The organism is Anaeromyxobacter oryzae (assembly GCF_023169945.1).
Classification (GTDB): domain Bacteria; phylum Myxococcota; class Myxococcia; order Myxococcales; family Anaeromyxobacteraceae; genus Anaeromyxobacter; species Anaeromyxobacter oryzae.
This window is the reverse complement of sequence record NZ_AP025591.1, coordinates 6,126,917-6,152,692: the sequence shown is the minus strand read 5'-3', so window position 1 is coordinate 6,152,692 and position 25,776 is coordinate 6,126,917. Positions and strand designations below refer to the sequence as shown.

Genomic DNA, 25,776 nt, shown 5'->3' with positions numbered 1-25,776 from the left:
GCCAGGCGTGCACGGGTGCGGTTCAGGCGCGGGCGAGCCGCACGGTGCGCGGCGCCACGAACCAGCCCGAGAGCAGGCCGCCGTCCCCGAAGTCGAGCACCGCCGCTCCCGTGACGCGGGCGCCGTCGATCGCCTCGATCTCGATCCAGCCGGAGGCCGGTGCGATCGCCGGCCCGGGGCCGCCGGGGTCGACGAGCAGCGCCGCGGCGTCCAGGCCGGCGGCCGGCGCCTCGCCCGCCCGGACGTCGTACCGGCCGGCGGCGATGGCCGCGGCGCGGGCGCCGGGGCGGGAGGACAGCGACAGCACGACGTGAGCGCCGCCCCCGCCTCCGCCCTCCGCCGGGCAGGCGTGCGCCCGGAGCACGATCACGAGCGCGCCCGCGGTCGACCCCTCCCGCGCGCGCGGCGCGGTCGGGAAGAGGAGCGCCCGCGCCTCGGCGGCGGTGAAGCGCGTGCCGCGCACCGTGCCGGCGAACGGCTCGGGCGTCGGATCGTCGAAGACGGACACCGGGGCGCGGGGACCGCGATCCATGGCTCCTCCGGAGCGTGTTCCCTCCGATGGTGTCCGCGCCGCCGGCGGATGTGACGGGGATCCGGCGTGCCGCCACGGAGCGACACGCCGGCGCGGGACACGCGACCTCGGGACGTGACCCGCCGCGCGCGAGGTGCGGCGGCCCGCCCTACCCGGCCGCGCCGATGAGCTCCCCCACGCGCACCCGGGCCCCGGAGACCAGCCGCGGATCCAGCCGGACCTTTCCCGGCTCGAACATCAGGATCACCGTCGAGCCCATCTCGAAGGCGCCGAGCTCCTGGCCCTTCTCGACGGGGATCGGGCGCTCGTAGTCGCGCAGCGTGAACGGGGCGCCCGCGTTCGTGAACGGCACCGTCGGGTCGTAGTAGGCGCGCACCCGGCCGACGACGGTCGCGCCCACCGCCACGATCGCGCACGCGCCGACCGGCGTCTCGGTGACCGTGACGAGCCGCTCGTTCACGCTGAACAGGCCGGGCACGGTGCGGACCGATGCCGGGTTCACCGGCCAGAGCTTCCCCGGGACGTAGCGGTACCCGGTGACGCGGCCGCCGAGCGGGAAGTGGATCCGGTGGTAGTCCTTCGGCGAGAGATAGATCGTCGCGTACGCGCCGCCCGCCAGCCGCCGCGCCAGCGCCGCGTCGCCGAGGAGCGCGGCTGCGGTGTAGTCGATCCCCTTCGCCTGGACGAGCCTGCCGCCCGTCGCGAGCCCCGCCTCGGAGACGACGCCGTCGACGGGCGACACCGGTGCGGCGTCGCCCGGGGCGACCGGGCGGAGCCCGGGCCGGAGCGGGCGCGCGAAGAACTCGCCGAACGTGCGGTAGACGTCGAGGTCCGGACACTCCGAGAGATCGATCCCGTAGCGCCGCGCGAACGCCCGCATCGCCGCGAGCCGGACGGGCGCGGGCGCCCGCCACCGCGTGAGCGCGCCGGCGAGGCGGGAGAGGCCGTTCTTCGGGATGAGGGCCAGCGCGGAGATGAAGAGGCGGTCGTTCATGAGGCGCGCGGAGTGTAGCAGCGAGGCCCGGCGGGGGCCCCGTTTTTCGCGGTGCGGGCGGACGGCCGGCGCGTCAGTGTTCCCCCGGAGGAAAGGGCATGGACGCGATCCGTGCGCCGCGCGGCACCGCCCGGTCGTGCCGGGGGTGGGTGCAGGAGGCGGCGCTCCGCATGCTGATGAACAACCTCGATCCCGAGGTCGCGGAGCGGCCGGAGGACCTCGTCGTCTACGGGGGGACGGGCAAGGCGGCGCGAGACTGGGAGAGCTACCGGCGGATCGTCGCCGCCCTCCGCGCGCTCGGCGACGACGAGACGCTCCTCGTGCAGAGCGGGAAGCCCGTGGGCGTCGTCGGCACGCACCCCGACGCGCCCCGCGTGCTCATCGCGAACTCGAACCTCGTCCCGCGCTTCGCGACGTGGGAGACGTTCCGCGACCTCGAGGCGCGCGGGCTCATCATGTACGGCCAGATGACCGCCGGGTCGTGGATCTACATCGGCACGCAGGGGATCCTGCAGGGCACCTACGAGACGTTCGCGCAGGCGGGCCGGACCCACTTCGGCTCCGACGATCTCTCCGGCCGGCTCGTCCTCTCCGGCGGGCTCGGCGGCATGGGCGGCGCCCAGCCGCTCGCGGCGACGATGCTCGGCGCGGCCTTCCTCGGAGTCGACGTGGATCCGGCGCGCATCGAGAAGCGGCTCGCGACCGGCTACCTCGACGCGCGCGCCGACGACCTCGACGACGCCCTCCGGCGCCTCGACGAGGCCCGGGCGGCGCGCCGGCCGCTGTCCATCGGTCTCCTGGGGAACGCCGCGGACGTCTTCCCCGAGCTCGCGCGGCGCGGGATCGCCCCCGATCTCGTGACCGACCAGACGAGCGCGCACGACCCGCTCGACGGCTACGTCCCGGCGGACGTCCCGCTCGCGGACCTCCCGGCGCTCCGCCGGCGCGATCCCGAGGGCGTGGTGCGGCGCGCCAAGGCGTCGATGGCGCAGCAGGTGGAGGCGATGCTCGCGATGCGCCGGCTCGGGTCGCACGTCTTCGACTACGGGAACAACCTGCGGGCGGGCGCGCTCGAGGCGGGCGTCCGGGACGCCTTCGCGTACCCGGGCTTCGTCCCGGCCTACATCCGGCCGATGTTCTGCGAGGGCAAGGGGCCGTTCCGCTGGGTCGCCCTCTCCGGCGAGCCGTCCGACATCGCCCGAACCGACCGGGCGGTGGCGGACCTGTTCCCGGAGAACGCCGGGCTCCGGCGCTGGCTCGACCTCGCGGCGCGCAGGGTCCGGTTCCAGGGGCTCCCGGCCCGGATCTGCTGGCTCGGCTACGGCGAGCGGGACCGGGCGGGGCTCGCGTTCAACGACCTCGTCGCGCGCGGCGAGGTGAAGGCGCCCATCGTCATCGGGCGCGACCACCTCGACTGCGGCTCGGTGGCGTCGCCGAACCGCGAGACCGAGGCGATGCGGGACGGCTCGGACGCCATCGCCGACTGGCCGGTGCTGAACGCGCTCGTGAACGCCGTGAACGGCGCGTCGTGGGTGAGCTACCACCACGGCGGTGGCGTCGGGATCGGCTGGTCGCTCCACGCCGGGCAGGTGATCGTCGCGGACGGGACGGAGGCCGCCGCGCGCCGGCTCGCGCGCGTGCTCCGGGGCGATCCGGCGACCGGCGTCCTCCGCCACGTCGACGCGGGCTATCCGGAGGCCGAGCGCGTCGCGCGGGAACGCGGTATCAAGATCCCCCGAGACTGACCCCCAACCCACCCCGGACCCGTGCCCGCGCCCACCTCGCTCCGCCCGAACGTCACCCTCGTCGTCCGCAACGCGGTCGTCGCCACGTGCGATCGCGGCCCCTCCGACGTCGGCCTCCTCTACGGCGCAGCCGTCGCCGTCGCGGACCGCCACGTCGCCTGGATCGGCCGGGACCGCGACGTCGAGGACGCCGTGGACCTCGACGGCGCTCGCGTGCTCGACGCGCGGGGCGGCCTCGTCACGCCGGGACTCGTCGACTCGCACACGCACCTCGTCTTCGCCGGCGAGCGCGCCGGCGAGTTCGCGCTCCGCGTCACCGGCCGGAGCTACCTCGAGGTCGCGCTCTCCGGCGGCGGCATCGCGGTCACGACGCGCGCGACGAACGCCGCCCCGGACGAGACGCTGTTCGAGGACGCCGCCGCCCGGGCGCGGCGGCTCCTCCAGCAGGGCGTCACCACCATCGAGGTGAAGAGCGGGTACGGCCTCACCGTCGAGGCCGAGCTCCGGCTCCTCCGGATCATCCAGCGGCTCGGGCAGGCGCTGTTCGGGCAGGTCACGATCGTCCCCACGCTCCTCCTCCACGCGGTCCCGCCGCAGTGGGGCGGCGACCGGGCCGGCTTCGTCTCCCGGATCTGCGAGGAGCTCGTGCCGGCCGTCGCGAAGGAGAAGCTCGCCGCGTTCTGCGACGTCTTCATCGAGGAGGGCGCGTTCCGGCTCGACGAGGCGCGCCGGATCCTCGACGCGGCCCGGGCCCGCGGTCTCGTCCCCCGCGTGCACGCCGATCAGCTCACCTCGGGTGGCGGTGCCCAGCTCGCAGCGGACCTCGGGGCGGCGAGCGCCGACCACCTCGAGGAGGTCGACGACGCGGGCGTCGCCGCCCTCGCCGGGGCCGGCGTCGTCGCCGGGCTCCTGCCGCTCTCCACGCTGTTCCTCGGGTCCGAGCGGTGGGCCCCCGCCCGCCGTCTCCTCGACGCCGGCGTCCCCGTGTCGCTCGCGACCAACCTCAACCCGGGGAGCGCCATGAGCGAGAACGTCGGGCTCGCGCTGTCGCTCGCGTGCCTGAAGCTCCGGCTCTCGCCGGCGGAGGCGCTCGTCGCCTTCACCGCGGGCGGCGCGCGCGCCCTCCGGCGGCCCGATCTCGGCCGCCTCGCGCCGGGGGCGGAGGCGGACCTGGTCCTCTGGGGCTGCGGCTCGGCCGAGCACCTCGCCTGGCACATGGCGGTGAACCACGCCCTGACGGTGGTGAAGCGCGGGCGCGTCGTGCACGAGGGCACGCCGACGAGCGCCGTCGACTGCAGGTGAGCCGTGACGCTCGGCCTCGTCTCCGACACGCACGGTCTCGTGGACGCGAAGCTCCTCCCCCTGTTCCGCGGCTGCGCTCGCGTGGTGCACGCCGGCGACGTCGTGAAGCCGGACATCCTCGACCTCCTCGCCGACGTCGCGCCGCTCACCGTCGTGCGCGGCAACAACGACCACGGCCCCGCGTTCGCCCACCTGCCGGAGACGGCCCTCGTCGAGGCCGGCGCCCTCCGGATCCTCGTGGTCCACGACCTCGGCCCGCGCGAGCGCCCGAAGCCGCCCGCGCGCGCCCTGCTCCCGCGGGAGCGCCCCGAGATCGTGATCCACGGCCACTCGCACCACCCCGGCGCCGCCGTCGTGGATGGTCGCCTCTACGTGAACCCCGGCAGCGCCGGACCCCGGCGGTTCAGGCTCCCGCGCTGCGCCGCGCTGCTGTCGATCCGCGGCCGCCGCGCGGAGGTGACCTTCTACGACCTCGAGGGCGACGCGGCGCACCGGCACGGCGACCCGTTCGTCGCGACCCTGTGACCTCCCTGCCGCCGCCCGGCCGGACGCTCCGCGCCATCGGCTTCGACGACGCGCCGTTCGAGCGCGGCCGCCGCGGCCGGGTCGGGCTCGCCGGCGTCGTCTGCGCCGGGACGCGGTTCGAGGGGCTGGTCTGGGGCACCGTGCGCCAGGACGGCTGGGATGCGACGGCCGTCATCGTTCGCCTGCTCACGGCCGGGAAGTTCCTCCCGCAGCTCCACCTCGTGCTCCTCGACGGCCTCGGCTTCGGGGGCTTCAACCTCGTCGACCTCCCGGCGCTGGCCGCGGCGCTCGACCGGCCGTGCGTCGCCGTGATGCGCCGCCCACCCGATCTCGAGGCGGTCGAGGCCGCGCTCGTCCGCCTCCCGCGCCCCGGGCGCCGGCTCGCGCTCCTCCGCGCCGCAGGCCCGGTGCACCGGCTGGGCGGGTTCTGCTTCCAGGTCCAGGGCGCCGCTCCCGAGGCGGTCGCCGCGGCGCTCCCGCGACTCACGGACCGCGGCGCGGTCCCGGAGCCGCTCCGCCTCGCGCACCTCGTGGGCACGGCGATCCGGACCGGGGAGAGCGGGCGGCGCGCGTGAGGCGCGGCGCCGCGGCTTGGCCCCGGCGCCGCGCGGCTGTTACATTCTTCGCCGCCGATGTGCCGCCTCTTCGGCCAGCACGCCCACGCGGGCTTCGACACCTGCGAGCCCCTCTGCAGCGCAGAGAACGCGCTCCGGTTCCAGTCCCACAGGCACCCCCACGGCTGGGGCATCGGCTGGTACGTGGAGGGCGCGCCGCACGTCCGCCGCGGCATCCTCCCCGCGCACGCCGACGAGAGCTTCGTCACGGCGGGGCGCGCGATCCGGTCGAGCGTCGTCGTCGCCCACGTGCGTGACGCCAGCATCGGTCCCGTCCAGCACGAGAACACCCATCCGTTCCTGCACGACCGGTGGCTCTTCGCCCACAACGGGACGGTCGCGCGGTACCGGGACGACCCCGGCGTGCGCGCAGCGCTGGCCGCCGAGATCGATCCCGATCTGCGCGGGCGCATCCGCGGGGACACGGACAGCGAGCGGCTGTTCTACCTGTTCCTCACGCGGCTCCGCGCCCGCGGAGGGCTCGCGTCCCCGTCCCTCGAGGACGTCCGGCGCGGCCTCGCCGAGGTCACCGCGCTCGTGCTGCGCGTGGCGGACGCGGTGCCCTCGCCGAAGCCGTCGTCGCTGAACCTCGTCGTGACCGACGGCCGGCTCCTCGCGGCCACCCGCCGCGGCCGAACGCTGCACGTCGCCGCCGACACGGCCCCGCGGCACGCGTTCGTCGTTGCGAGCGAACGGATCGGGCGCGGTCGCTGGGAGGACGTGCCCGAGGACGTCTTCGTCGGGACCGAGGACGGGATCCGCATCGTCCGCCGGCCTATGCATGCGGCGTGAGCGGCGGCGCCCTCGTCCGCGCCGCCGCCCGCCGGTCGCACCTAGTCCAGCCCCGCGACCGGGAACCCGCAGGGCGCCCTCACCTCGTAGCGCAGCTCGACGACGCGCTCCTCGCGCGGCGCGAGCGTGAGCTCGTGGATGCGCACGCCCGGGCGCTCGGGGTCCTCGCGCGTTGGCGCGGTCGTGCCATCCAGGATCTTCACCGCGATCTTCTCCTCGCGGCTCACCGGCACCAGGTCCAGGAGCTTCACCGCGACGGGCGTCGCGTACCGGTTCTTGAGGCTCACGCGCACCCGGTAGCGGTACAGGTCGTCCTTCGAGACCAGGCCGGCGGTCTCGTGCTTGCGCTCGAGCACCTTCCGGTCGACCTCGACGCGCGCGTCCTGCCCGAACGCGAGCTCGAGCTCCCCGCCCGCGGGCGTGAACGGCAGCGGCGCCCGTCCGGCGAAGTCCTCGCCCACGTACACGCCCGCGTCGCCCGCGAGGAGCGGGAACCCGGTCTCGTTCACCGCCTTCGCCGTGAGGAACGCCGCCGCCTCGGCGCGCGGGGCCGCGGTGCGCACGAGCGTCGCCTTGAGCGGGAAGCGCGCCAGCGGCACCTTCCGCGGCTGTCCGGCCCCGTCCACCGACTCGCGCCGCGGGGCGGTGAAGGTCGCGGCGAGGAGGCCCTCCTGCACCGCGGCCTGCGGCGTCTCCAGCTCCTGCGCCGGCTCCTCCTGCCGAGCCACGGACTTGTCGGCGGCCATCGCCGGCGGCGGCGAGCCGGCGGACCGCGGGGACATCGGCACGAGGCGCGACGGCGGGCGAGGCGCGACCTTCGTCAGGTACACCGGGTCGAGCCGCGGCACGTACAGCCCGCGCGACGGCTGCGCGGTGGAGACCGAGAGGCGGACGTCGCTCCAGTCCTCGCCGGACGCCTGCCAGACGGACCCGAGGAAGGACAGCTCCACGATCGAGGTCTCCGGGGCGAGGCGCGCGTCCCAGATCGGCCGCCACCCCGCGGCGGCGACCGTGTACGAGACCACCAGCTCGAACGCGCCGCCGCGCTCCGCCTCGAGCTCGACCGCGACGGCCTTGGTCGTCACCGCGCGCTTCGCCTGCACCTTGTCCAGGTCGGCGCGCGCCTGCGTCACCTTGCGCGCGAGCTCCCGCCGCGCACGCTCCGCGGCGCGCTGCTCCGTGGCGGCGCGGGCCAGCTCCGCGTCCACGAACGAGACGAGCTCGGCCCATTCCTTCGCCGAGACGCCGCGGACCGCGAGGTTCTTCGCGCGCTCCTCGGAGTAGCTCGACCGGAGCGACTCCACGAACCTGGCGCGCGCCTTCGCCGCCGCGATCCGATCGTCGAGCGCGCGGTCCTCGTCGCCCAGCCGCTCCAGCTCCGACTCCGCCGCGCGCGCCTCGGCCGCCATCGCGCCCTCCCCCGTGACGCGCTCCACGGTCACGCCGAAGAGCCGGGCCTTCGCGGCGCCCTCCCCGCGCACGCGGATCGAGTCGTCGTCGAGCCCGTCGGGGAGCCCCTGCAGCACCACCCGCGCGGCGCCCGTGGGCAGCTCCAGGCGCGCGACCCGCTCGACGCGGGCGCTCGAGGCGTAGACGGTCACCGCGTCGATGCGGGATGGCGGCTTCACGACGGCCGGGGAGGCTGCGGCGAGGACGGGCACGAGCGCGGCGAGCGCGACGGCGAGGCGCATGCGGAGATCTCCTTTTGCACCGGGTAACGCCCGGCGCCCGGAAAGGATCTACCGCACCCGTGGGGATGCGCGCAGAGCCGCCACGGTCATGGCAGCGGGTCGCCGAGGACCTGGGCCTGGAACTCGAGCTGCGCGCCGCCACGCACGGAGCGCGCGTGTCGCACGCGCGAGGTGGCACTCGGACGTGGCGTTGACGGAGTCGAGGGTCGGTGGCCCTGATGGTGCGTACTCGACCAATGGAGGTACCGTGTCCGTCCGCTTCTGCCTCGCCCTCCCCATCGCCGCCACGGAGCCGACGGGATTCGTCGGCCTGCGCTTCATCGATGGGGCGACGGTGGTCGGCGAGCTCCGGGGTCCCTTCACCGCGACGCCGTGCGCGGCCTCGTTCGACCCGTGCGTCGCGGAGCCGGATGCGTGCAACGGCGCGCCGACGCGCCAGTGAAGGCATCGTGATCCCTGCGACGTGCCTCGCGGCGGCGCTCGCCGCCGCTGCGATCGGCGCCCCGCCTGCGGTCGCGCTCGGGGACGAGCCGCGGCCCAGCTTCGGCCTCGGCGACGGGACGCGCTACGACGACCGGAACGTCATCGCGCGCGTCCTGCTCGACGTCGTGGCGATCCCCGCCGACGTGCCGCGGTGGTCCGCCGAGGACGCGATCCCGCTCGCGCTCGTCCTCGACACCAGCGTCGCGCTCATGGTCGACGACCCGTCGGCGGACGTGCGGCTCGATCGCTGGATCAGCTCCGAGGTGGACCCGCACCTCCCCCTCGTCTGGAACGACGTCATGCAGCCCGTGCTCTGGGCCGGCATCGCCGTGGGCGGGTTCGGGACCTGGTGGTGGGCGGCGACGCACGACCGCGCCTACGTCGCGCAGGGCATGTCGCTCATGGGCGAGGCCGTGGCCGTGTCGCAAGTCTATCATCTCGCGGTGAAGTTCGCGGTCGGCCGCGAGGGGCCGCGGGACGGCGACCGGACGGGCCGGGTCCACGGGCCCGCCACGGCCTTCCGCGTCTACCCGGCCGGCACGCCGTCCGGGCACGCCGCGACGCTGTACGCGCTCCTCTCCGCGGGGACGGCCTACTTCGAGCCGCCCATGTGGGCCCAGGTCGGGCTGCACACGCTCGTCGGCGGTGTCGTCGTCTTCCACGTGATCGACCACCGGCACTTCCTCTCCGAGTCGCTCCTCGGATCGACGCTCGGGTGGTCGGTCGGGCGGTGGGTGGTGCTGCACCGCGCCTCGCCGGCGCGAGACCGGCGGGGACCGTCGCTCGGCGTGGCGCCCCTCCCCGTGGCGGGCGCGACCGGGGTCTCGCTGGTCGGCCGCTTCTAGCGCGAACGGCCGGCGGGGACGGCCCGCGCCGCGAGCGCGCGCGCGAGGGCCGCGTGGCGCGCGCCGATCCCCTCGAGCTCCACGTGGCGGACCGACGGCTTCACCGGATCGTGCGCGAGCCGGATCGTGAGCCGCTCCCGGGGGAGCGCGCCGGGGATCCGATCGGCCCACTCGACGAGCAGCGCGCCGTCCGCCCCGACGAGATCGCCGAAGCCGGTCCCGTACAGCTCGTCCTCGTCCGCGATCCGGTAGAGATCGGCGTGATGGACCGGGAGCCGGCCGCGGTACGTCGCGACGATGGCGAAGCTCGGGCTCGACACCTCGTCCGCGGGGACCTCGGCGCCCTCGCAGGCGCCGCGGACGAGCTGCGTCTTTCCGGCGCCGAGGTCCCCCTCGAGCGCCACGACGTCGCCCGGCTCGAGCAGCGCGCCGAGGCGCGCGCCGAGGGCGCGCGTCGCGGCGGCGGACCGGGTCGTCCGCGCCGCCGTGAACCGCTCCGGGGTCACCGCCGCCACTCCGCCCACACCGCGCCGATCGCCTCGCCGAGATCGCCGGCGAGGAGGCCGCGCTGGCCGAGCCGAGCCGCGGCGAGGTCGCCCGCGCGCCCATGCACCCACGCCGCGGCGCGAGCGGCCGCCGCCGGCGCGAGCCCGCCGGCGAGGAGCGCGCCGACGAGTCCGGCGAGCACGTCGCCGGTGCCGCCCGTCGCGAGCCCGGGGTTTCCGGTCGGGATCACCGCGGGCGGCCCCTCCGGGTCCGCGACGACGGTCCGCGCCCCCTTGAGCACGACGGTCGCATTCCACGCGCGCGCCCTCGCCCGCGCGAGGCCGATGCGGTCCGACTGGACCGCCTCGATGGAGATCCCGCACAGCCGCGCCATCTCGCCGGGGTGCGGCGTCACGACGACGGGCACGTCGCGGGCGCCGGGCGGCAGCCCAGCCTCCGCGAACGCATTGAGGGCGTCGGCGTCGAGCACGGTCGGCAACCCCGCGCGCTCGAGCAGCGCGGCGAGCAGCTCCGCCGTCTCCGGGCCCCGCGGGATGCCCGGCCCGATGGCGAGCGCGTCGACGCCGTCCGCCGCCGCGAGCAGCGCCTGCAGGTCGGCCCGCGCGAGCGGCCCCGCGCCGGGGAGCGCCACGCTCATCGCCTCCGGCCGGCCGGCGAGCGCGACGGGCAGCACCTCGGCGCGCGCGGCGAGCGTCACGAGGCCGGCGCCGCCGCGGAGCGCGCCGGTGAGCGCGAGGTGCGCCGCGCCGGTCTTCCCCGGCGAGCCGGCGATCACGAGGAGGCGCCCGGCGTCGCCCTTGTGCGCGTCCGGCGCGCGCGGCGGCACGAGCAGGCGCGCCTCCGCCTCCGTGAGCAGCTCGGCGGCCACCGGGACGCGGCGGGCGGCCTCCGGCGGGATGCCGATGTCCGCGACGGTCACCTCGCCCGCCCAGGCCGGGCCGGGGTGGAGCACCAGGCCGCGCTTCTGGAACGCGAAGGTGACGGTCCGATCGGCGCGCACGCACGGCCCGAGGGGACGCCCGGTGTCGGCCGACAGGCCGGACGGGACGTCCACGGCGACGACGCGCGCGCCCGCGACCCGCGCCGCCTCGATGCGAGCGATGGCCTCGGCGAAGGCGCCCTCCGGCGCGCGTGAGAGCCCGGTCCCGAAGATCGCGTCGACCACGACGTCGCCGACCCCCGCGTCGATGGGCGCGAGCTCGCCGCCGTCGTCGATCGGCACGCCGGCCCGCTCCGCCTGCTCGCGCACGGCGCGGGCGTCCCCCGAGAGCCTGCCGGCCGGCACGAGCGCCACGACGCGGGCGTCGCGGCCCGCGGACCGCAGCACCCGCGCGACGACGTAGCCGTCGCCGCCGTTGTTGCCGCCGCCCGCGACCACGACGAAGCGGCCGCGCGGGCCGGCGACGGCGGTGGCGGCCTCCGCGACGGCGCGGCCGGCGCGGTCCATCAGCGTGAGCGAGGGGATCCCCAGCTCCGCGATGGCGATCCGATCGATCTCCCGCATCTCGGCGGAACCCACGAGCCTCATCGCTGAGCGCCCTCCAGGATGACGGCGGCCGCGGCGACGCCCGCGTCATGGGTGATGGTGAGGAAGACGCGCGCGACGCCGAGCCGGGCGCCCGCCGCGGCGGCTGCGCCCGCGAGGGTCAGCGACGGCGCCCCCTCGGCGCGGATCACCTCGAGCTCGGACCAGCGGACGCCCGCGGGCGCGCCGAGCGCCTTGACCGCGGCCTCCTTCGCGGCGAAGCGCGCCGCGTACCGCCCGGCGCGATCCTGCCGCGCGTCGCAGTAGGCACGCTCCGCGGGCGTGAACACGCGCGCGAGGAACCGCTCGGCCCGCGCGGGCGGGCCCGCCAGGATCCGCGCCATCCGGGCGATCTCGACCACGTCCATGCCGAAGCCGAGGATCACGCCCCCCCCCCCGGCGGCCGCGCTACGGCCGCGCCTCCCGGAGCAGCGCCTTCATCTCGCGCACGGCGCGCTCGAACCCGACGAGCACCGCGCGGGCGACGATCGAATGCCCGATGTTGAGCTCCTCGATCTCGGGGATCGCCGCGACCGGGATGACGTTCGAGTAGTTGAGGCCGTGCCCCGCCGCGACGGCGAGCCCCAGCTTCGAGGCGGCCTTGCACGCGTCGATGATCCGGGACAGCTCCTTCCGCCGGTCGCTCGCGAGCCGCGCGTCACAGTAGCGGCCGGTGTGGAGCTCGATCGTCTGCGCCTCGGCGCGGTGGGCCGCCTTCACCTGGTCGAGGTCTGGGTCGATGAACAGCGACACCTCGATCTCCGCGTCCCGGAGCGTCTTCACGACCTTCCGGACGCTCTCGCGCCCGCCGACCACGTCGAGGCCCCCCTCCGTCGTGAGCTCCTCGCGGCGCTCGGGCACGAGCGTCGCGACGTCCGGCTTCACCTCGTAGGCGATCTTCACCATGTCCTGCGTCGCGGCCATCTCGAGGTTGAGGCGCGTCGAGACGGTCTTCCGCATCACCTGGAGATCGCGCTCCTGGATGTGCCGGCGGTCCTCCCGGAGGTGGATCGTGATCTGGTCCGCCCCGCCCATCTCGGCGAGGACCGCGGCGGCGACGGGATCGGGGTACTGGGTGCGGCGCGACTGTCGGAGCGTCGCGACGTGATCGACGTTGACGCCGAGGCGAGCGGGCATGGCGCGAATGTAACCCGAATCCCGGCCGCGCGCGCGGCCCGCGCGCGCCGCCGTCGCGGCGCCTCCGCCGTCCCCGCCCTACGCGAGCGCCTTCTTCAGCTCCTCCGCGATGCCGTCCCCCAGGGCGCGGATCCGCTTCGCGTCCGGCCCCTCCACGAGCACCCGGACCTTGTTCTCCGTCCCCGAGAAGCGGACGAGCACGCGGCCCTCCGACCCGAGCGCCTTCTCCGCGGCCGCGATCGCCTTCCCCACCTCCGGCAGCTCGGCGATGGGCCGCTTCTCGCGGACGACCACGTTCACGAGCGCCTGCGGGAACGCGACGAAGCAGCGGGCGAGGGCGGAGAGCGGCTGCTGCTCGCGCCGCATCACCGCGAGCACGTTCAGCGCCGCGGCGACGCCGTCGCCCGTCGTCACGTGATCGAGGAAGATGAGGTGCCCGGACTGCTCGCCGCCGAAGTTGTAGCCGCTCCGGCGCATCTCCTCGACGACGTAGCGGTCTCCAACGGCGGTGCGGACGACCTTGCCCCCGACCTCCGCGAGCGACCGCTCGAGGCCGAGGTTCGACATCACGGTGGCGACGACGGTCTTCTTCGCGAGCGTCCGCTGCCGGATGAGGTCGCGCCCGACGAGCGCCATGATGGCGTCGCCGTCCACGATCTTCCCGGTCTCGTCCGCGAGGATCACCCGGTCGGCGTCGCCGTCGAGCGCGAGCCCGAGATCCGCCCCGTGGCGCTGGATCACCTTCGCCATGCCCTCCGGGTGGACCGCGCCGCAGCTCTCGTTGATGTTCTTGCCGTCGGGCTTCACGTTCAGCGCGATGACCTTCGCGCCGAGCTCCTCGAACACCGCCGGCGCCGTGTGGTACGCGGCGCCGTGCGCGCAGTCGACGACGATCGTCAGGCCGTCCAGCGTGAGGTCCTTCGGGAAGATCGTCTTGAGGAACTGCGCGTACCGGCCGATGGCGTCGTCGATCCGCTTCGCCTTGCCGATGCGGGTCGCGGTCGGGCGGAGCGCGCGGAAGTCCTCGGCGCCGTCGCCGTCGGCGCCGTCGAGCAGCAGCTGCTCGATCCGGAGCTCCATCTCGTCCGGCAGCTTGAAGCCGTCCCGCGAGAAGAACTTGATGCCGTTGTCCTGGTACGGGTTGTGGCTCGCGCTGATCACCACGCCGGCGTCCGCGCGCATCGACTGGGTGATGAAGGCGATGCCCGGCGTGGGCAGCGGGCCGCAGAGCATCACGTCGACGCCCATGGAGCAGATCCCGGAGGCGATCGCCTGCTCGAGCATGTAGCCCGAGAGCCGGGTGTCCTTCCCGATGACGATGCGGTGGCGGTGCGGCCCGTTCCGGACGAGGTAGGCGAGGGCGCGCCCGAGCTGGAGCGCCATCTCCGCCGTCATCGGGTGGACGTTCGCGACGCCGCGCACGCCGTCGGTGCCGAACAGGCGGCGCTCGACGACCGCGGGGCGCGCTGCCGGCGACGGCGTCCGCGCCGGTGCCACCTTCACCCCGTTCCGGGCGCCGTCCGGGCGCACGCGGGGGCTCCCGTTCGCGGGGGTCCGGAGCTTCGTCGTGTCACGGGTCGTCATCGCTGCAACCTATGGGTGTGCGTGGAGTGCTTCAACGGAACTCCCCGCGGCGGAGCTCGATCGAGCCCTGGGCGGGATGGATGGTCTCGACGCGGACGCCCCGCGGAAGCCGGAGCGCCTCGGGTCGGACGTACCACGTGTGGAGCCCCGAAGTCTCCTGCGTGAGGTCCACGTGGATCGGGCCGAGCGCGGCCGGGTCCACCCCCCGCAGGCGGGCCCACGGGCCGGAGAGGGCGACGCTCACCTCGGCGGGCGGGGCGGCGTCCACGGTGGCGCCAGGCGGGAGCTCGGTGACGAGCGGGACGGTGTAGTTCGCCGTGACGCGACGGTCGCCGGAGACGAGCAGGAAGAGCCCCAGCGCGATCGCCAGCGCGAGGGCGCGGAGGGCGAGATCAGAGCGCCGCACGCGACCCCTCCCGGCCGGTGCGCGTCGCCGAGCCGGCCCTCCCGCCCGCCGCGGCGCTCGCGTCGGCCCGGCCGCCGGTCACGAACAGCGCGTGCAGCAGCGTCCGGAGCCCCTTCTCGTCGAGCGCCCGGTGGAGCCTCCCGTCGAGCGCGACGGAGATCTCGCCCCGCTCCTCGGAGACGACCACGACCGCGGCGTCGACCTCCTCGGCGAGCCCGAGCGCCGCGCGGTGGCGCGTCCCCAGCTCCTGCGGCGTGCTCGCCGCCGACAGCGGCAGCAGGCACCCGGCGGCGGCGAGGCGGGCGTTCTGCACCACCGCGGCCCCGTCGTGGAGCGGGCTCGGCGGCTGGAACACGGACACGAGCAGCTCCGGGGAGATCGCGGCGTCGAGGCGGAGGCCGGTGTCCACCACGTCGGAGAGATCCGCGGTCCGCTCCAGGACGACGAGCGCGCCGACGCGCCGGCGCGCCAGCTCGACCGCGCCCTTCACGACCGCGTCGACCGCGCCGAGCTGCGCTGCGCGCTCGTCGCTTGCGAACGCGGCGAGGAGGCGCGAGCCGCGCCCGAGCTCGGCGAGGGCGCGCCGGATGTCCGACTGGAACAGGACGATCACGCCGAAGATGAACGAGTAGCTGAGGAAGTGGCCCAGCAGCCACGAGAGGGTCTCCAGGCCGATGGAGCGCGCGACGACGTAGGCGAGCCCGACGAGGCAGAGGCCGAACAGGATCGGCACCGCGCGCGTCCCGCGGATGAGCCGCAGGAGCCGGTACACGAGGAACGAGACGACACCCACGTCCACCACGGCGAGGACCGCGTCGGCGAGGGTCGCATCGGGACCGAGGAGGTAGACGAGGGCGCGATGCAACGAGAGCCTCTCTGCCGCGCAGTCTAGCGCGCCCGCGGCGCCGCGGCCGCATCCCGGATCGCGGCCGCGACCAGGGCGGCCTGACGGGCTGCCGCGACGTCGTGTACGCGCACCCACTCGACCCCGGCGAGCACGCAGGCGGTCACCGCAGCGAGCGTCCCCGGCACGCGATCCTCGACCGCGGCGCCCGTGATCTTTCCGATGAAACTCTTCCGGGACGGCCCGACGAGGAGCGGCCGCCCCAGGGCCCGCAGCTCCGCGACGCGGGCGAGCAGCTCCACGCCCTGCTCCGCCGTCTTCGCGAAGCCGAGCCCCGGGTCGAGGATGACGCGCTCGCGGGGGACCCCCGCCGCCTCCGCGCGCGCGAGGGCGTCCTGGAGCTCCCGCGCGACGTCCCGGACGACGTCCCCGTACACGGCCCGAGACGCCATGTCGGCCGGCGTCCCGCGCGTGTGCATGAGCACGACCGGGACACCCGCCCGCGCGACGAGGCGCGCGAGCGCGGCGTCGGCGAGGCCGGCGACGTCGTTCACGAGGTCGGCGCCCGCATCGAGCGCGGCGCGGGCCACCTCCGCCTTGGTCGTGTCGACGGAGATCGGCAGCCGGAACCCTCGCGCGCGCAGCCCGGCGATCACCGGGACGACGCGGCCGGTCTCCTCGTCCGCCGCGACCGCCGGCGCGCCGGGGCGCGTGGACTCTCCGCCCACGTCGACGATGTCGGCTCCCTCGTCGGCGAGCCGGAGCGCGTGAGCGATCGCGGCGGCCGGGTCGAGGAAGCGCCCGCCGTCCGAGAACGAGTCGGGGGTCGCGTTCACGATCCCCATGAGGAAAGGGCCAGGCCCGTCGAAGAGCCTGGCCCCGATCTGCATCTTCATCACGGCTCCAGCCGGCGCGCGACGCGCCGGCGCGGACGCTACGCCTTGCCCGCCGCGGGGACGCCGCCCACCGCGTCGAGCAGCCCGCCCCGCTTGCCCTTGTCGGCCGCCGCGGCGGCGATGGGCTTCGGCGGCGGCGGCCGGTTGAGCGTGCCGCCCGCCATGAGGACGTCGATGTCCGCGGCGTCGAGCGTCTCGTACTCGATGAGCGCGTCGGCGATCTTGTTGAGGAGCCCCTGGTTGTCGAGGAGGACCTTCTTCGCCCGCTCGTACTGGTCGGTGACGATCCGGCGGACCTCGGCGTCGATGTCGCGGGCCGTCTGCTCGGAGTAGGTCTGGACGGAGCCCATCTCGCGGCCGAGGAAGACCTCGCCCTCCTTCTTGCCGAAGGCGAGCGGGCCCATCTTCTCGCTCATGCCCCACTCGCAGACCATGCTGCGGGCGAGGTTGGTCGCGACCTCGATGTCGTTCCCGGCGCCGGTCGTCTTCTGCGCGAAGGTGATCTCCTCGGCGAGGCGGCCCCCCATCAGGATCGAGATCTGGTTGAGCGCGAACTCCTGGTTGATGTTGAGCCGGTCCTCCTGGGGCAGCTGCTGGGTGAGGCCCAGCGCGCGGCCGCGGGGGATGATCGTGACCTTGTGCACCGGGTCGGTGCCCGGGAGGATCTTCGCGACGAGCGCGTGGCCGGCCTCGTGGACGGCGGTGGTCCGCTTCTCCTTCTCGGAGATCAGCATCGAGCGGCGCTCGGTGCCCATGAGGACCTTGTCCTTCGCGTACTCGAAGTCGTCGATCGAGACCTTCTCCTTGTTCCGGCGCGCGGCGTAGAGCGCGGCCTCGTTCACGAGGTTCTCGATGTCGGCGCCGGAGAAGCCGGGCGTCCCGCGGGCGATCTGGGTGAGATCGACGGTCGGGTCGAGCGGGGTCTTCTTCGTGTGGACCTTGAAGATGCCCAGGCGGCCGTTCAGGTCCGGGCGCGGGACGACGATCCGCCGGTCGAACCGACCGGGCCGCTGGAGCGCCGGATCGAGGACGTCGGGCCGGTTCGTCGCCGCGATGAGGATCACGCCCTCGTTCGACTCGAAGCCGTCCATCTCGACGAGGAGCTGGTTCAGCGTCTGCTCGCGCTCGTCGTGCCCGCCGCCGAGGCCGGCGCCGCGGTGGCGCCCGACGGCGTCGATCTCGTCGATGAAGATGATGCAGGGGGCGTTCTTCTTGCCCTGCTCGAAGAGATCCCGGACGCGGGACGCACCGACGCCGACGAACATCTCGACGAAGTCCGACCCCGAGATGGAGAAGAACGGCACGCCCGCCTCGCCGGCGACGGCGCGCGCGAGGAGCGTCTTCCCGGTGCCGGGCGGGCCCATGAGCAGCACGCCCTTCGGGATCCGGCCGCCGAGGCGGGTGAACTTCTTCGGATCCTTCAGGAAGGAGATGATCTCCTCGAGCTCGTCCTTGGACTCGTCGATGCCCGCGACGTCCGCGAAGGTGACCTTGTTGTGGTGCTCGGTCATCAGCTTCGCGCGCGACTTCCCGAAGCTCATCGCCTTCCCGCCGCCGGACTGCAGCTGGCGCATGAAGAAGAAGATGAGGAGGAAGACGAACACGAGCGGCAGGTACTGGAGCAGGACCGTCACCCAGAGCGAGTTCTGCTCCGGCTTCTCGAACTGGACGTTCACGCCCTGCTGCAGGAGCTTGTCGGCGTTCGCGCCGTTCAGGTCGATCGGCCCGACGACGCGGAACGCGCCGCCGTCGCGGAGCTTGCCGGAGTACTCCTGGTCCTTGATGGTGACGTTCAGGACCTCGCCGGCGTCGACCCTTTTCCGGAAGTTGGTCCAGTCGAGGACCTTCTCGTCGCGTGCCTTCTGCTCGAACAGCTTCCAGAGCGCGATGAACATCACGATCAGGAAGACCCAGAGGAGGGCGGTCTTGTAGGACTGGCGCAAGGCTCTCTTTCCCCTTCGGTGGTGCGTCGTTGGACCGGAACCGACGGCGCGGTCAGACTGTTCCTGACCTCACGCTGGCGCCCGGCCGAGCGGACGCCCGAGCCGAGTGGCCGTTATAACAGCCCCGAGCACCCATTGCAGTACGAGGATCTGGCAGGCAGGCGCCGGTCCCTACAGGGCCGCTCCGACCCTCACTACGAGGCCTGCGCCGGCGGGGCCCAGCCCCTCGGCGACCGCGCCGAGGTCGGCGATCGCGACCACGTCGCGCCCGCGCGCGAGCAGGAGCAGGCCATCCCGGGCCTCCCGCGGGACCTTCCGGTCGATCAGCCAGCCCTTGAGCTTCTTCGCGCCGCAGCCGCCATCGGGGCGGAAGCGATCGCCCGGCCGCCGGGTGCGGAGCGCGAGCGGCCAGCTCACCGCGTCCGCGCGCGCCGCGACCACCTCCACCGCGATGCCGCGCTCCGGCACGGCGTAGCGCCCGGGCCCGGGCACCTCGATCTCCGCCACGTCCGCGTCCGGCGGCGCGCCCCGGACGATCTCGAGACGGCCGTACCGGCAGCGCGCCTCGAGGCCGCCGCGGAGGGTCGCGCGCCCGGGCCGGCCGCGCCGCAGCAGGGCCAGGACCGCGTCGACGCGCTCCCGGCCGAGCGCGCGGCCGCCGCCGGCGTTCCGCCAGAGCCGCCGCACGATGCGCCGGCGGACGGCGTCCGGCTGCGACGCCAGGGCGGCCACCGTGATCCCGGTCTCGTCTCCGGCGCGGACCCTCGCGCGCGCCTCCAGCGCGCGATCGTCGCTGCGGGCCAGATCCGCGGCGCGGGCGAGGCTCCGCTCGGCGGCGGGCGCGACGGCGCGCAGCGCCGGCAGCACCTCGTGACGGATGCGGTTCCGGGTGAACCGGGGCGACGCGTTGGTCGGATCGTCCCGCCAGCGCAGGCGCCGCGCGTCGAGGTAGGCGAGCCCCTCCTCCCGTGCCCGGTCGATGAGCGGCCGCACGACGATCCCACGCCGAGGTGGGATGCCGCCGAGCCCGCGCGCCCCCGCGCCGCGCAGCAGCCGAAAGAGGACCGTCTCCGCCTGGTCGCTCCGGGTGTGTCCGGTCGCGATGCGGGTCGCCCCGACGCGCGTCGCCTCGGCCCGGAGGGCCGCGTAGCGCGCGCGCCGGGCCGCGGCCTGGACGTTCCCGGCCCCGACGACGACGCGCACGCTGGCGAAGGCGACGCCGAGCCGCTCGCACGCCTCCGCAGCGGCGGCCGCGTCCGCGTCCACCTCGGGCCGGAGCCCGTGATCGACGTGCAGGGCGGAAACCGCCCGGAGGTGGCCGGTATCACGCAGCGCGGCGAGCGCCGCGACGAGCGCCGTCGAGTCCGGCCCCGCCGAGAGCGCCACGAGGGCGTGGTCCTCCGGGCCGAGCAGGCGTCGGCGGCGCAGGGTCGCGAGGACCCGGGCCTCGTAAGGATGGAGCCGTTTCTTGCGCATCGAGCGAGCGTGAAAACGCCCAGTTCTCTATACTACGCGGCAGGCCGCATCCGACCGGCGGATCACGCCGGGAATGGAGACCGCGGGCCGCAGGTTCAGGGATGCGAAGCGCGAGGGAGGTCGCAGCCCGGTCGGTTCCGCCCGTAGGTTGCAAATGACGAGCGGGAATGAGATGTTGGGGCCTGCCGTTGACTGCGGCGCGAAGTGAGACAAGTTTGTGGCGCTGGGCCTAGGGGTCCCCCCCCTCCCCCTCTGGGCCCACGGAGAGCCGGCAGCAATGCCGGCTCTCCTCTTTTTTTCTTTTGCGCACGGATCGCGCGAGAAGCGGGTGCACGCGACGCGCACACTGTGCGTGAGAATGGGTCACGGCGGCCCCACCATCCTCGCCGACCGCTCGCTCGCAGCGTTCAGGAGACGGGCGCCGTATTGACGGACGGTATATGCCGTTCGTAACCCTTCGAGGTCGATGTTCGCTTGACCGACGAAAGCGGCCAGCGTACAAAGCCGTCGACTGTCCCACAGCATGGAGCAGTGATGCCCGGCACCGACAAGCGTAAGCAGTCGCTGTACTTCCCCGAGGACATGCTGAACGAGATCCAGGCGGAGGCGAACCGGCAGGATCGGTCGCTGTCCTGGATCGTGCAGCAGGCCTGGCGCATCGCGCGCGGCGAGATCATGCGCTTCCCGTCCGTGAACGACGTGCTGTCCGGCGTCGCCCGCGAGGACGAGCGCGAAGAGAAGAACGGCTAGCTCGCCGCCGCTGCGTCCCACCCGAAGTCTTCCACGCGCCTGCGCCGGCTCGACCGGTGCGGGCGTGTCGTTTTTTGACGCAGCCAGTCCCGGGGAAGTACCCTCGCAGGGACGCGCACGGCGCGCCCCCCTCCGATGCCCAAGCCCCCGATCGCTCCCGACGAGCTCCCCGAGCCGACCGATCCTTCGCTGGACGGCGGCTCACCGGACACTTCCTACGATCTTCCGCCCGAGCTGGACGACGACGCGCCGAAGCGCCGTCGCGGCGGCGCGGCGAAGGGCGCCCCCGCGGACGCGGAGCTCGAGACGCTGGACGACGCCGAGTTCACGGCCGTCTCCCGCCCGCGAGCGCCGGCCCTCAAGGTCGGCATCGCGGTGGCCGCGGTGCTCGCGATCGGCGGCGGCCTCCTCTGGTACCGGTCGGCGCACCGCGCTCGCACGGTGAGACAGGCGCTCGTCGAGGCCGAGACGCTGATGCGGCTCGACACCGCCGCCGCCTACCGGGCCGCGGCCGACAAGCTCGACGCCCCGGCGCAGATGGATCCGGTCGCCGCCGGCAGCGCGCGCGCGTTCGCGCTCGCGATGCTCGCCTGCGACTACAGAGATGCCGCGGCGGACGCCGCCGCGGACGAGCTGCTCGTCGCGCCCGAGCGCGCGGAGACGGTGCCGGACCAGGCGTACCTCGCCCGCGCCGCGCTCGCGCTCGGCAAGCGAGCGATGGGGGACGCGAGCAACGCGGCGAGCCGTGCACAGGGCCGGAACGTCTGGGCAGACGCCCTGCAGGCCCGGATCGCGATGGCGGCCGACCGGCTATCGGCAGCCGTGGAGCCGTCCGCCGCGGCCGCGGCGGACGGAGCCTTCGCCGCCGGCCTCGCGGTCCAGGGCGACGTCGCGCGCCGGGCCCGCCGGGATCCGGCGGCGGCGCGCGCCGCCTACACCGCCGCGCTCGCGGCCGCCGGCGATCTCGGCGCGAGCCCCCGCGCGACCTTCGGCCTCGCGAAGCTCGCGCTCGCGGGCCAGATGCCTCCGGCCGAGGCGATGACGGGCCTCGAGCGACTCCTCCAGGATGGCCGCGTCCCTGCGCCGGAGCGCGGGCGCGCCGCCCTCCACCTGGCCGCGCTGCGGCTCCGCGCCGGCGACGGCGGCGGCGCCCAGGCCGCGCTCGACCTCGCCGGCCTCGACCCCGACGCGCGCGCCTGGGCGGAGCGGGCGGCGCGCGTCGCCGCGGCGCGGCGGGGCGTCTACCGCGCGCCGGTCGACGCGCCAGCCTCCCTCCAGAGCCGCACGGACGACGATCCGCCGGAGGCCGAGCCGCCGCCCCCTCCCCCTCCCCCAGAGCCCAGGCCGGTGGCGAGGCCGGCGAAGGCCCTCGCGAAGGCGTCCGCGAAGGCACCCGCCAAGGCGTCCGCCAAGCCCGCCGCGAAGAAGGCGGCCGCTGCGCACGGGGGGAAGTCCACCGCCGCGAAGAAGGCCGCGAAGAAGAAGGCGACGGAGCGGTAGCGCTTCGTCGCGTCCCTTCACCTCCGCGGTCCTTCGACTCCGCGGCGCGTCGAGCGCTACGGGGGTGCTCGTCTCGCGGGCGGACGGGGGCTGCTCGTCAGCGCCTCACAGCCCGCGGCCGCCCAGCTCGCGCAGCAGCTCGAGGTAGAAGGCGGTCGCGTCGAAGTGACGCGACCACCCGATCTGCGCCCAGTGATCGGCGTCGACGGTGCGCAGGAGATCTCCCCAGCGCTGCGAGGCGGCGGGGACCACGCCGTCGCTCTCGCCGGCGCGGTCGAGGAGCCACAGATACGTCGGCAGGAGCAGCGGGTTGACGTCGCGCCGGCGCGTCGCCGCGCCCACGACGCTCGCGTAGTGGACGCCGCGGACGTCCGGCACCGCGTGGTTGAACGCGGCCATCCGCTCCGTCGTGAGGTCCCGGAAGGCCGAGACGTCCACGCCGAGCCGGCCGAGGGCGGCGAACAGCCTGGCGCGCTCGCCGAGGGCAGCCCCCACGTCGGCGATGGGCGTCCCGAGGTGCGGCGTCCCGATGGTCGTCACCGACGCGACCTTCCGGCCGAGCCCGAGCCTCGCCACGGCGAAGCGCGCGTCGAGCCCGCCCATCGAGTGCCCGACGACGTTCACGCGCCGCGCGGGCAAGGACTCGACGAAGGCGGCGAAATCGGCGGCGCGCGCGGCGACGGACGCGGTCTTCCCCACGCGCGGGCAGTGCACCACGAGGCCCTCGCGCTCGAGCCGCTCCCGGACGCCGCGGAAGTAGCCGTGCCGCCGCGCTCCGACGCGGATCTCGTCGAAGCCGAAGAGCCCGTGCGCGAGCACGACGGGGTGGCGGGGGTGGGCGCGCCGCCGGCGGCGGCTCCGGCGGACCCTCTCCGCGAGCGCGCGCCGGAGCCGGGCGAGCGCGATCGCGGCGGCGAGCGCGAGGAGCACCGCGCCGGCCACCAGCCCGATCCACCCCGTGGCGGCACCCCGCGCGGCGCCCGCGGCAGCGAGGAGGAGCGTCACGGCCGGAAGGATAGCCGCCCGGCAGCCGGGCGGACAGGAGCCTGGTCCCCGGGCAGCGTCCGCATCGCGCGGTGGCGCTGCCCGCCGTCGCGGCAGCAGCCTGCTCCCGGCGCGGGCACGCGCCCCGCAGCGGCCAGCCGAACGGCGCGAAAAGCCCGGAGATCCGGATGCAGCTGCCCGGCACGGGGGCTGCAAACCGGCCGGGCACGCTCCGCGCGCCACGCGCGGCGCCCTCCGGAGGACGCGTGAAAAAGATCCTGTTCGCCCTGCTGGCCGCCGCGCCCGTGCTCGCCCGCGCGGACGACCTCAACACGGGCGACACCGCGCTCGTGCTCGTGAGCGCTGGGCTCGTGATGCTGATGACGCCCGGCCTCGCGTTCTTCTACGGCGGCCTCGTCCGCTCGAAGAACGTCGTGCACACGATGAACATGTCGATCGTCTGCATGGCGATCGTCGGCGTCCTCTGGGCGCTCGTCGGATACAGCCTCGCGTTCTCGCCCGGCGCCGGCGCGCTCGACAAGATCCTCGGCGGCCTGTCGTGGGTCGGCCTCTCCGGCGTCGGCGACGCGCCCGAGCCGTCGCTCGCCGCGACGATCCCCCACTCCGCCTTCATGCTCTTCCAGGCGATGTTCGCCGTGATCACGCCTGCGCTCATCTCCGGCGCCATCGTCGAGCGCGTCCGCATCAAGGCGTACGTGCTCTTCGTCACGCTCTGGAGCCTCGTCGTCTACGCGCCCGTCGCGCACTGGGTGTGGGCACCGGGCGGCTGGCTCCGGAACCTCGGCGTGCTCGACTTCGCCGGCGGGACGGTCGTGCACATCAACGCCGCCGCCGCGGCGCTCGTCGCCGCGATCGTCCTCGGCAAGCGCCGCGGGCTCCGCTCACCGACCGTCCTCCCGCACAACGTGCCCTTCGCGATCCTCGGTATGGGGCTGCTCTGGTTCGGGTGGCTCGGGTTCAACGGCGGCAGCGCGCTCGCCGCGAGCGGGCTCGCCAGCACCGGCTTCGTGAACACGTTCTTCGCGCCCGCCGCTGCAGCGGCGGCGTGGGGCCTCGCCGAGCTCGTGATGCACGGCAAGATCTCCGGCGTCGGCCTCGCCTCCGGCGCGGTCGCCGGCATGGTCGCCATCACGCCGGCGGCCGGGTTCGTGAGGCCCGTCGCCGGCCTGCTCCTCGGCGCGATCGCCGCGCTCGCGTCCTTCACCGCGGTCCGGTTCCGGCCCCGGCTCGGCCTCGACGACTCGCTCGACGTCTTCGCCGTCCACGGCGTCGGCGCGACCGTGGGCGCGCTGCTCACCGGCGTGCTCGCCTCCAAGGCCGTGAACGCGGCCGGCGCCGACGGGAGCGCCCTCCTGCTCGGGAAGCAGGCGCTCGGCGTCGTCGTCACGATGATCTTCTCGGGCGCGGTCTCCTTCGGCCTCCTGAAGCTCGTCGGCGCGATCACGCCGCTCCGGGTGGACGAGCAGGACGAGTGGGGCGGCCTCGATCAGTCCGAGGCCGGCGAGCGCGGCTACATCACCGCCGACGAGGCCACGTTCGGGACGACCGCGCCCTCGCACGACCACGTGCCGGCGGCGACGGCGCAGGCGCGTCACTCGGCGGCGTAGCGCACGGCACGCCGCCGTCTGGAGGCCCGCCCCGGGAGCCCCGGGGCGGGCCTTCTCTCGTCCGGAGCACGGCCCGCGGCGCGTGCTGCACGGCCCCCGGGCACGCGCTTGCACGGGCGCGGCGCACGCGAAGTGCCTTCCGCGCGCGCGACGAACCGTAAAGCCGCGTCCAGGCCCTTTCCGGGCGTGGGCACGCTCGCTGCAAACGGGCGGTGCACACGCAGTCCACCCGAGTTCCGGAGGAACACTCGAATGACGAAGGCTCTCAAGGCGGCGCTCGCCGCGGCAGCGCTCGTGACCGCGTCGGCCGCCTGGGCGACCCCGTCCACCACGTTCTGGACGCCCGCGACGACCTACACGCAGCCGTACCTCATCCCGCACCTCACCTACGACACGTACGTCGCCGAGAAGGGCATCCTCCAGAACACCTACGGCGTGACGATGGGCGTCCTCCCGTTCGAGAAGCTCCAGGGCGAGGTCGGCGTCGACGCGTTCTACCCGACCATCTCGCTCCGCACGAACGACTTCGTCCAGGTGAACGGCAAGCTCACGCTGCCGGAGAACGCGTTCGCCGACTGGCAGCCGGGCGTCTCCTTCGGCATCGCCAACGTGGGGTTCAAGAAGGACGTCTCCGACTACGATCTCCTCCACCTCACCGTGGCGAAGACCTTCCCCGTGATCGGGAACATCGGCGTGGGCGGCTACTACGGCGCCGGCAGCAAGGTGCTGTGGACCGGCAGCGACGCCAAGGTGAACCGGTCCGGGTTCATGGCGAGCTGGACGAGCGCGGACATCAAGATCGGCAAGCCCGGCCTCGACAAGATCATCTTCCTCGCCGACGTCGCGACGGGGAAGAACTGGTTCGGCGCGGTCGGCGGCGGCATCGGGCTCTACTTCACGCCTTCGATCGACGTCCTCACCGGGCCCGTCTACCTGCTCGACGAGAACCTCTACAAGGCGAACTCGATGGCGAACACGAACTTCATGTGGACGGTCCAGCTGGACGTCGACATGGACTTCGCGGCGCCGAAGAAGTAGCGGCCCGACCGCGGAGACCACGGGGCGCCGGTCGC

At 74.7% G+C, this 25,776-nt stretch carries 25 protein-coding genes; 11 read left to right on the top strand and 14 right to left on the bottom strand.

The features are described 5' to 3' along the window. Positions 1–22 precede the first annotated feature (22 nt). Together AMOR_RS26945 and asd are read right to left on the bottom strand one after the other, a co-directional pair. Positions 23–532: a hypothetical protein gene (locus AMOR_RS26945; RefSeq protein ID WP_248355929.1), complete on the bottom strand. Its 510-nt coding sequence runs from the start codon at positions 530–532 to the stop codon at positions 23–25. Between the two features lie 148 nt (positions 533–680). After that, positions 681–1,526 (bottom strand): archaetidylserine decarboxylase, encoded by an 846-nt coding sequence (gene asd / locus AMOR_RS26940; RefSeq protein WP_248355922.1) that lies wholly within the window; start codon positions 1,524–1,526, stop codon positions 681–683. A 98-nt stretch (positions 1,527–1,624) separates the two neighbouring features. Between asd and hutU the strand changes: the two genes are divergently transcribed. From hutU to AMOR_RS26915, 5 genes are read left to right on the top strand one after another with little or no spacing between them, the layout of a single operon-like run. Beyond that, positions 1,625–3,271: a urocanate hydratase gene (hutU, locus tag AMOR_RS26935; RefSeq protein WP_248355921.1), complete on the top strand. Its 1,647-nt coding sequence runs from the start codon at positions 1,625–1,627 to the stop codon at positions 3,269–3,271. Between the two features lie 21 nt (positions 3,272–3,292). Then, complete coding sequence (gene hutI / locus AMOR_RS26930; protein WP_248355920.1) at positions 3,293–4,573, top strand: imidazolonepropionase; 1,281 nt, start codon at positions 3,293–3,295, stop codon at positions 4,571–4,573. A gap of 3 nt (positions 4,574–4,576) precedes the next feature. Then, on the top strand, positions 4,577–5,098 hold the full coding sequence (locus tag AMOR_RS26925) for a metallophosphoesterase family protein (RefSeq protein ID WP_248355918.1): 522 nt from the start codon (positions 4,577–4,579) through the stop codon (positions 5,096–5,098). Next, the gene (locus tag AMOR_RS26920) at positions 5,095–5,673 is read left to right on the top strand and encodes an endonuclease dU (RefSeq protein WP_248355916.1); all 579 of its coding nucleotides are present in this window, start codon (positions 5,095–5,097) and stop codon (positions 5,671–5,673) included. Before AMOR_RS26925 ends, AMOR_RS26920 begins: the two co-directional genes overlap by 4 nt. Before the next feature lie 57 nt (positions 5,674–5,730). Further along, a complete protein-coding gene (locus tag AMOR_RS26915; RefSeq protein WP_248355914.1) occupies positions 5,731–6,504 on the top strand; it encodes a class II glutamine amidotransferase in 774 nt (257 codons plus the stop codon). A 41-nt stretch (positions 6,505–6,545) separates the two neighbouring features. On the opposite strand, the gene AMOR_RS26910 is transcribed toward AMOR_RS26915, so the two are convergent. Beyond that, entirely contained in the window at positions 6,546–8,195 is a 1,650-nt protein-coding gene (locus AMOR_RS26910) for a mucoidy inhibitor MuiA family protein (RefSeq protein ID WP_248355912.1), read from the bottom strand. 247 nt (positions 8,196–8,442) lie between these two features. On the opposite strand from AMOR_RS26910, the gene AMOR_RS26905 reads away from it, so the two are divergent. Together AMOR_RS26905 and AMOR_RS26900 are read left to right on the top strand one after the other, a co-directional pair. Next, positions 8,443–8,637 carry a hypothetical protein gene (locus AMOR_RS26905; protein WP_248355905.1) on the top strand — a complete coding sequence of 65 codons (195 nt, stop codon included), beginning with the start codon at positions 8,443–8,445 and terminating at the stop codon, positions 8,635–8,637. A gap of 7 nt (positions 8,638–8,644) precedes the next feature. Then, on the top strand, positions 8,645–9,523 hold the full coding sequence (locus tag AMOR_RS26900) for a phosphatase PAP2 family protein (protein ID WP_248355904.1): 879 nt from the start codon (positions 8,645–8,647) through the stop codon (positions 9,521–9,523). Here AMOR_RS26900 and tsaE read toward each other — a convergent pair. The 10 genes from tsaE to tilS form a co-directional block, all read right to left on the bottom strand. Next, complete coding sequence (tsaE, locus tag AMOR_RS26895) at positions 9,520–10,029, bottom strand: tRNA (adenosine(37)-N6)-threonylcarbamoyltransferase complex ATPase subunit type 1 TsaE (RefSeq protein WP_404800922.1); 510 nt, start codon at positions 10,027–10,029, stop codon at positions 9,520–9,522. The two genes, AMOR_RS26900 and tsaE, sit on opposite strands and share 4 nt — an antisense overlap. Then, positions 10,026–11,558, bottom strand: coding sequence for an NAD(P)H-hydrate dehydratase (locus AMOR_RS26890; RefSeq protein ID WP_248355889.1), 1,533 nt, complete (start codon positions 11,556–11,558; stop codon positions 10,026–10,028). The genes tsaE and AMOR_RS26890 overlap by 4 nt, the downstream gene beginning before the upstream one ends. Further along, positions 11,555–11,941, bottom strand: a complete 387-nt coding sequence (locus tag AMOR_RS26885) for a holo-ACP synthase (RefSeq protein WP_248355882.1) — start codon at positions 11,939–11,941, stop codon at positions 11,555–11,557. The genes AMOR_RS26890 and AMOR_RS26885 overlap by 4 nt, the downstream gene beginning before the upstream one ends. 22 nt (positions 11,942–11,963) lie before the next feature. Continuing rightward, positions 11,964–12,692 carry a pyridoxine 5'-phosphate synthase gene (locus AMOR_RS26880; protein WP_248355881.1) on the bottom strand — a complete coding sequence of 243 codons (729 nt, stop codon included), beginning with the start codon at positions 12,690–12,692 and terminating at the stop codon, positions 11,964–11,966. Between the two features lie 78 nt (positions 12,693–12,770). Next, positions 12,771–14,087 (bottom strand): phosphoglucosamine mutase, encoded by a 1,317-nt coding sequence (glmM, locus tag AMOR_RS26875; protein WP_248362618.1) that lies wholly within the window; start codon positions 14,085–14,087, stop codon positions 12,771–12,773. Between the two features lie 220 nt (positions 14,088–14,307). Beyond that, positions 14,308–14,682: a hypothetical protein gene (locus AMOR_RS26870; protein WP_248355880.1), complete on the bottom strand. Its 375-nt coding sequence runs from the start codon at positions 14,680–14,682 to the stop codon at positions 14,308–14,310. Further along, complete coding sequence (gene cdaA, locus AMOR_RS26865) at positions 14,669–15,547, bottom strand: diadenylate cyclase CdaA (RefSeq protein ID WP_248355878.1); 879 nt, start codon at positions 15,545–15,547, stop codon at positions 14,669–14,671. Before cdaA ends, AMOR_RS26870 begins: the two co-directional genes overlap by 14 nt. 23 nt (positions 15,548–15,570) lie before the next feature. Beyond that, positions 15,571–16,422 (bottom strand): dihydropteroate synthase, encoded by an 852-nt coding sequence (folP, locus tag AMOR_RS26860; RefSeq protein WP_248355876.1) that lies wholly within the window; start codon positions 16,420–16,422, stop codon positions 15,571–15,573. Between the two features lie 38 nt (positions 16,423–16,460). Continuing rightward, positions 16,461–18,365, bottom strand: a complete 1,905-nt coding sequence (ftsH, locus tag AMOR_RS26855; RefSeq protein WP_248355874.1) for an ATP-dependent zinc metalloprotease FtsH — start codon at positions 18,363–18,365, stop codon at positions 16,461–16,463. 171 nt (positions 18,366–18,536) lie between these two features. Next, positions 18,537–19,841 (bottom strand): tRNA lysidine(34) synthetase TilS, encoded by a 1,305-nt coding sequence (gene tilS / locus AMOR_RS26850; protein ID WP_248355864.1) that lies wholly within the window; start codon positions 19,839–19,841, stop codon positions 18,537–18,539. A 534-nt stretch (positions 19,842–20,375) separates the two neighbouring features. On the opposite strand from tilS, the gene AMOR_RS26845 reads away from it, so the two are divergent. Together AMOR_RS26845 and AMOR_RS26840 are read left to right on the top strand one after the other, a co-directional pair. Then, on the top strand, positions 20,376–20,591 hold the full coding sequence (locus AMOR_RS26845) for a TIGR04563 family protein (protein WP_242393075.1): 216 nt from the start codon (positions 20,376–20,378) through the stop codon (positions 20,589–20,591). Between the two features lie 135 nt (positions 20,592–20,726). Further along, positions 20,727–22,091, top strand: a complete 1,365-nt coding sequence (locus AMOR_RS26840) for a hypothetical protein (RefSeq protein ID WP_248355852.1) — start codon at positions 20,727–20,729, stop codon at positions 22,089–22,091. A 105-nt stretch (positions 22,092–22,196) separates the two neighbouring features. On the opposite strand, the gene AMOR_RS26835 is transcribed toward AMOR_RS26840, so the two are convergent. Continuing rightward, positions 22,197–23,096 (bottom strand): esterase/lipase family protein, encoded by a 900-nt coding sequence (locus tag AMOR_RS26835; RefSeq protein WP_248355850.1) that lies wholly within the window; start codon positions 23,094–23,096, stop codon positions 22,197–22,199. A gap of 245 nt (positions 23,097–23,341) precedes the next feature. Here AMOR_RS26835 and AMOR_RS26830 point away from each other — a divergent pair, with 245 nt between their 5' ends. Then, the gene (locus AMOR_RS26830; RefSeq protein WP_248355849.1) at positions 23,342–24,703 is read left to right on the top strand and encodes an ammonium transporter; all 1,362 of its coding nucleotides are present in this window, start codon (positions 23,342–23,344) and stop codon (positions 24,701–24,703) included. A 252-nt stretch (positions 24,704–24,955) separates the two neighbouring features. After that, a complete protein-coding gene (locus tag AMOR_RS26825; RefSeq protein WP_248355842.1) occupies positions 24,956–25,741 on the top strand; it encodes a hypothetical protein in 786 nt (261 codons plus the stop codon). Positions 25,742–25,776: the final 35 nt, after the last annotated feature.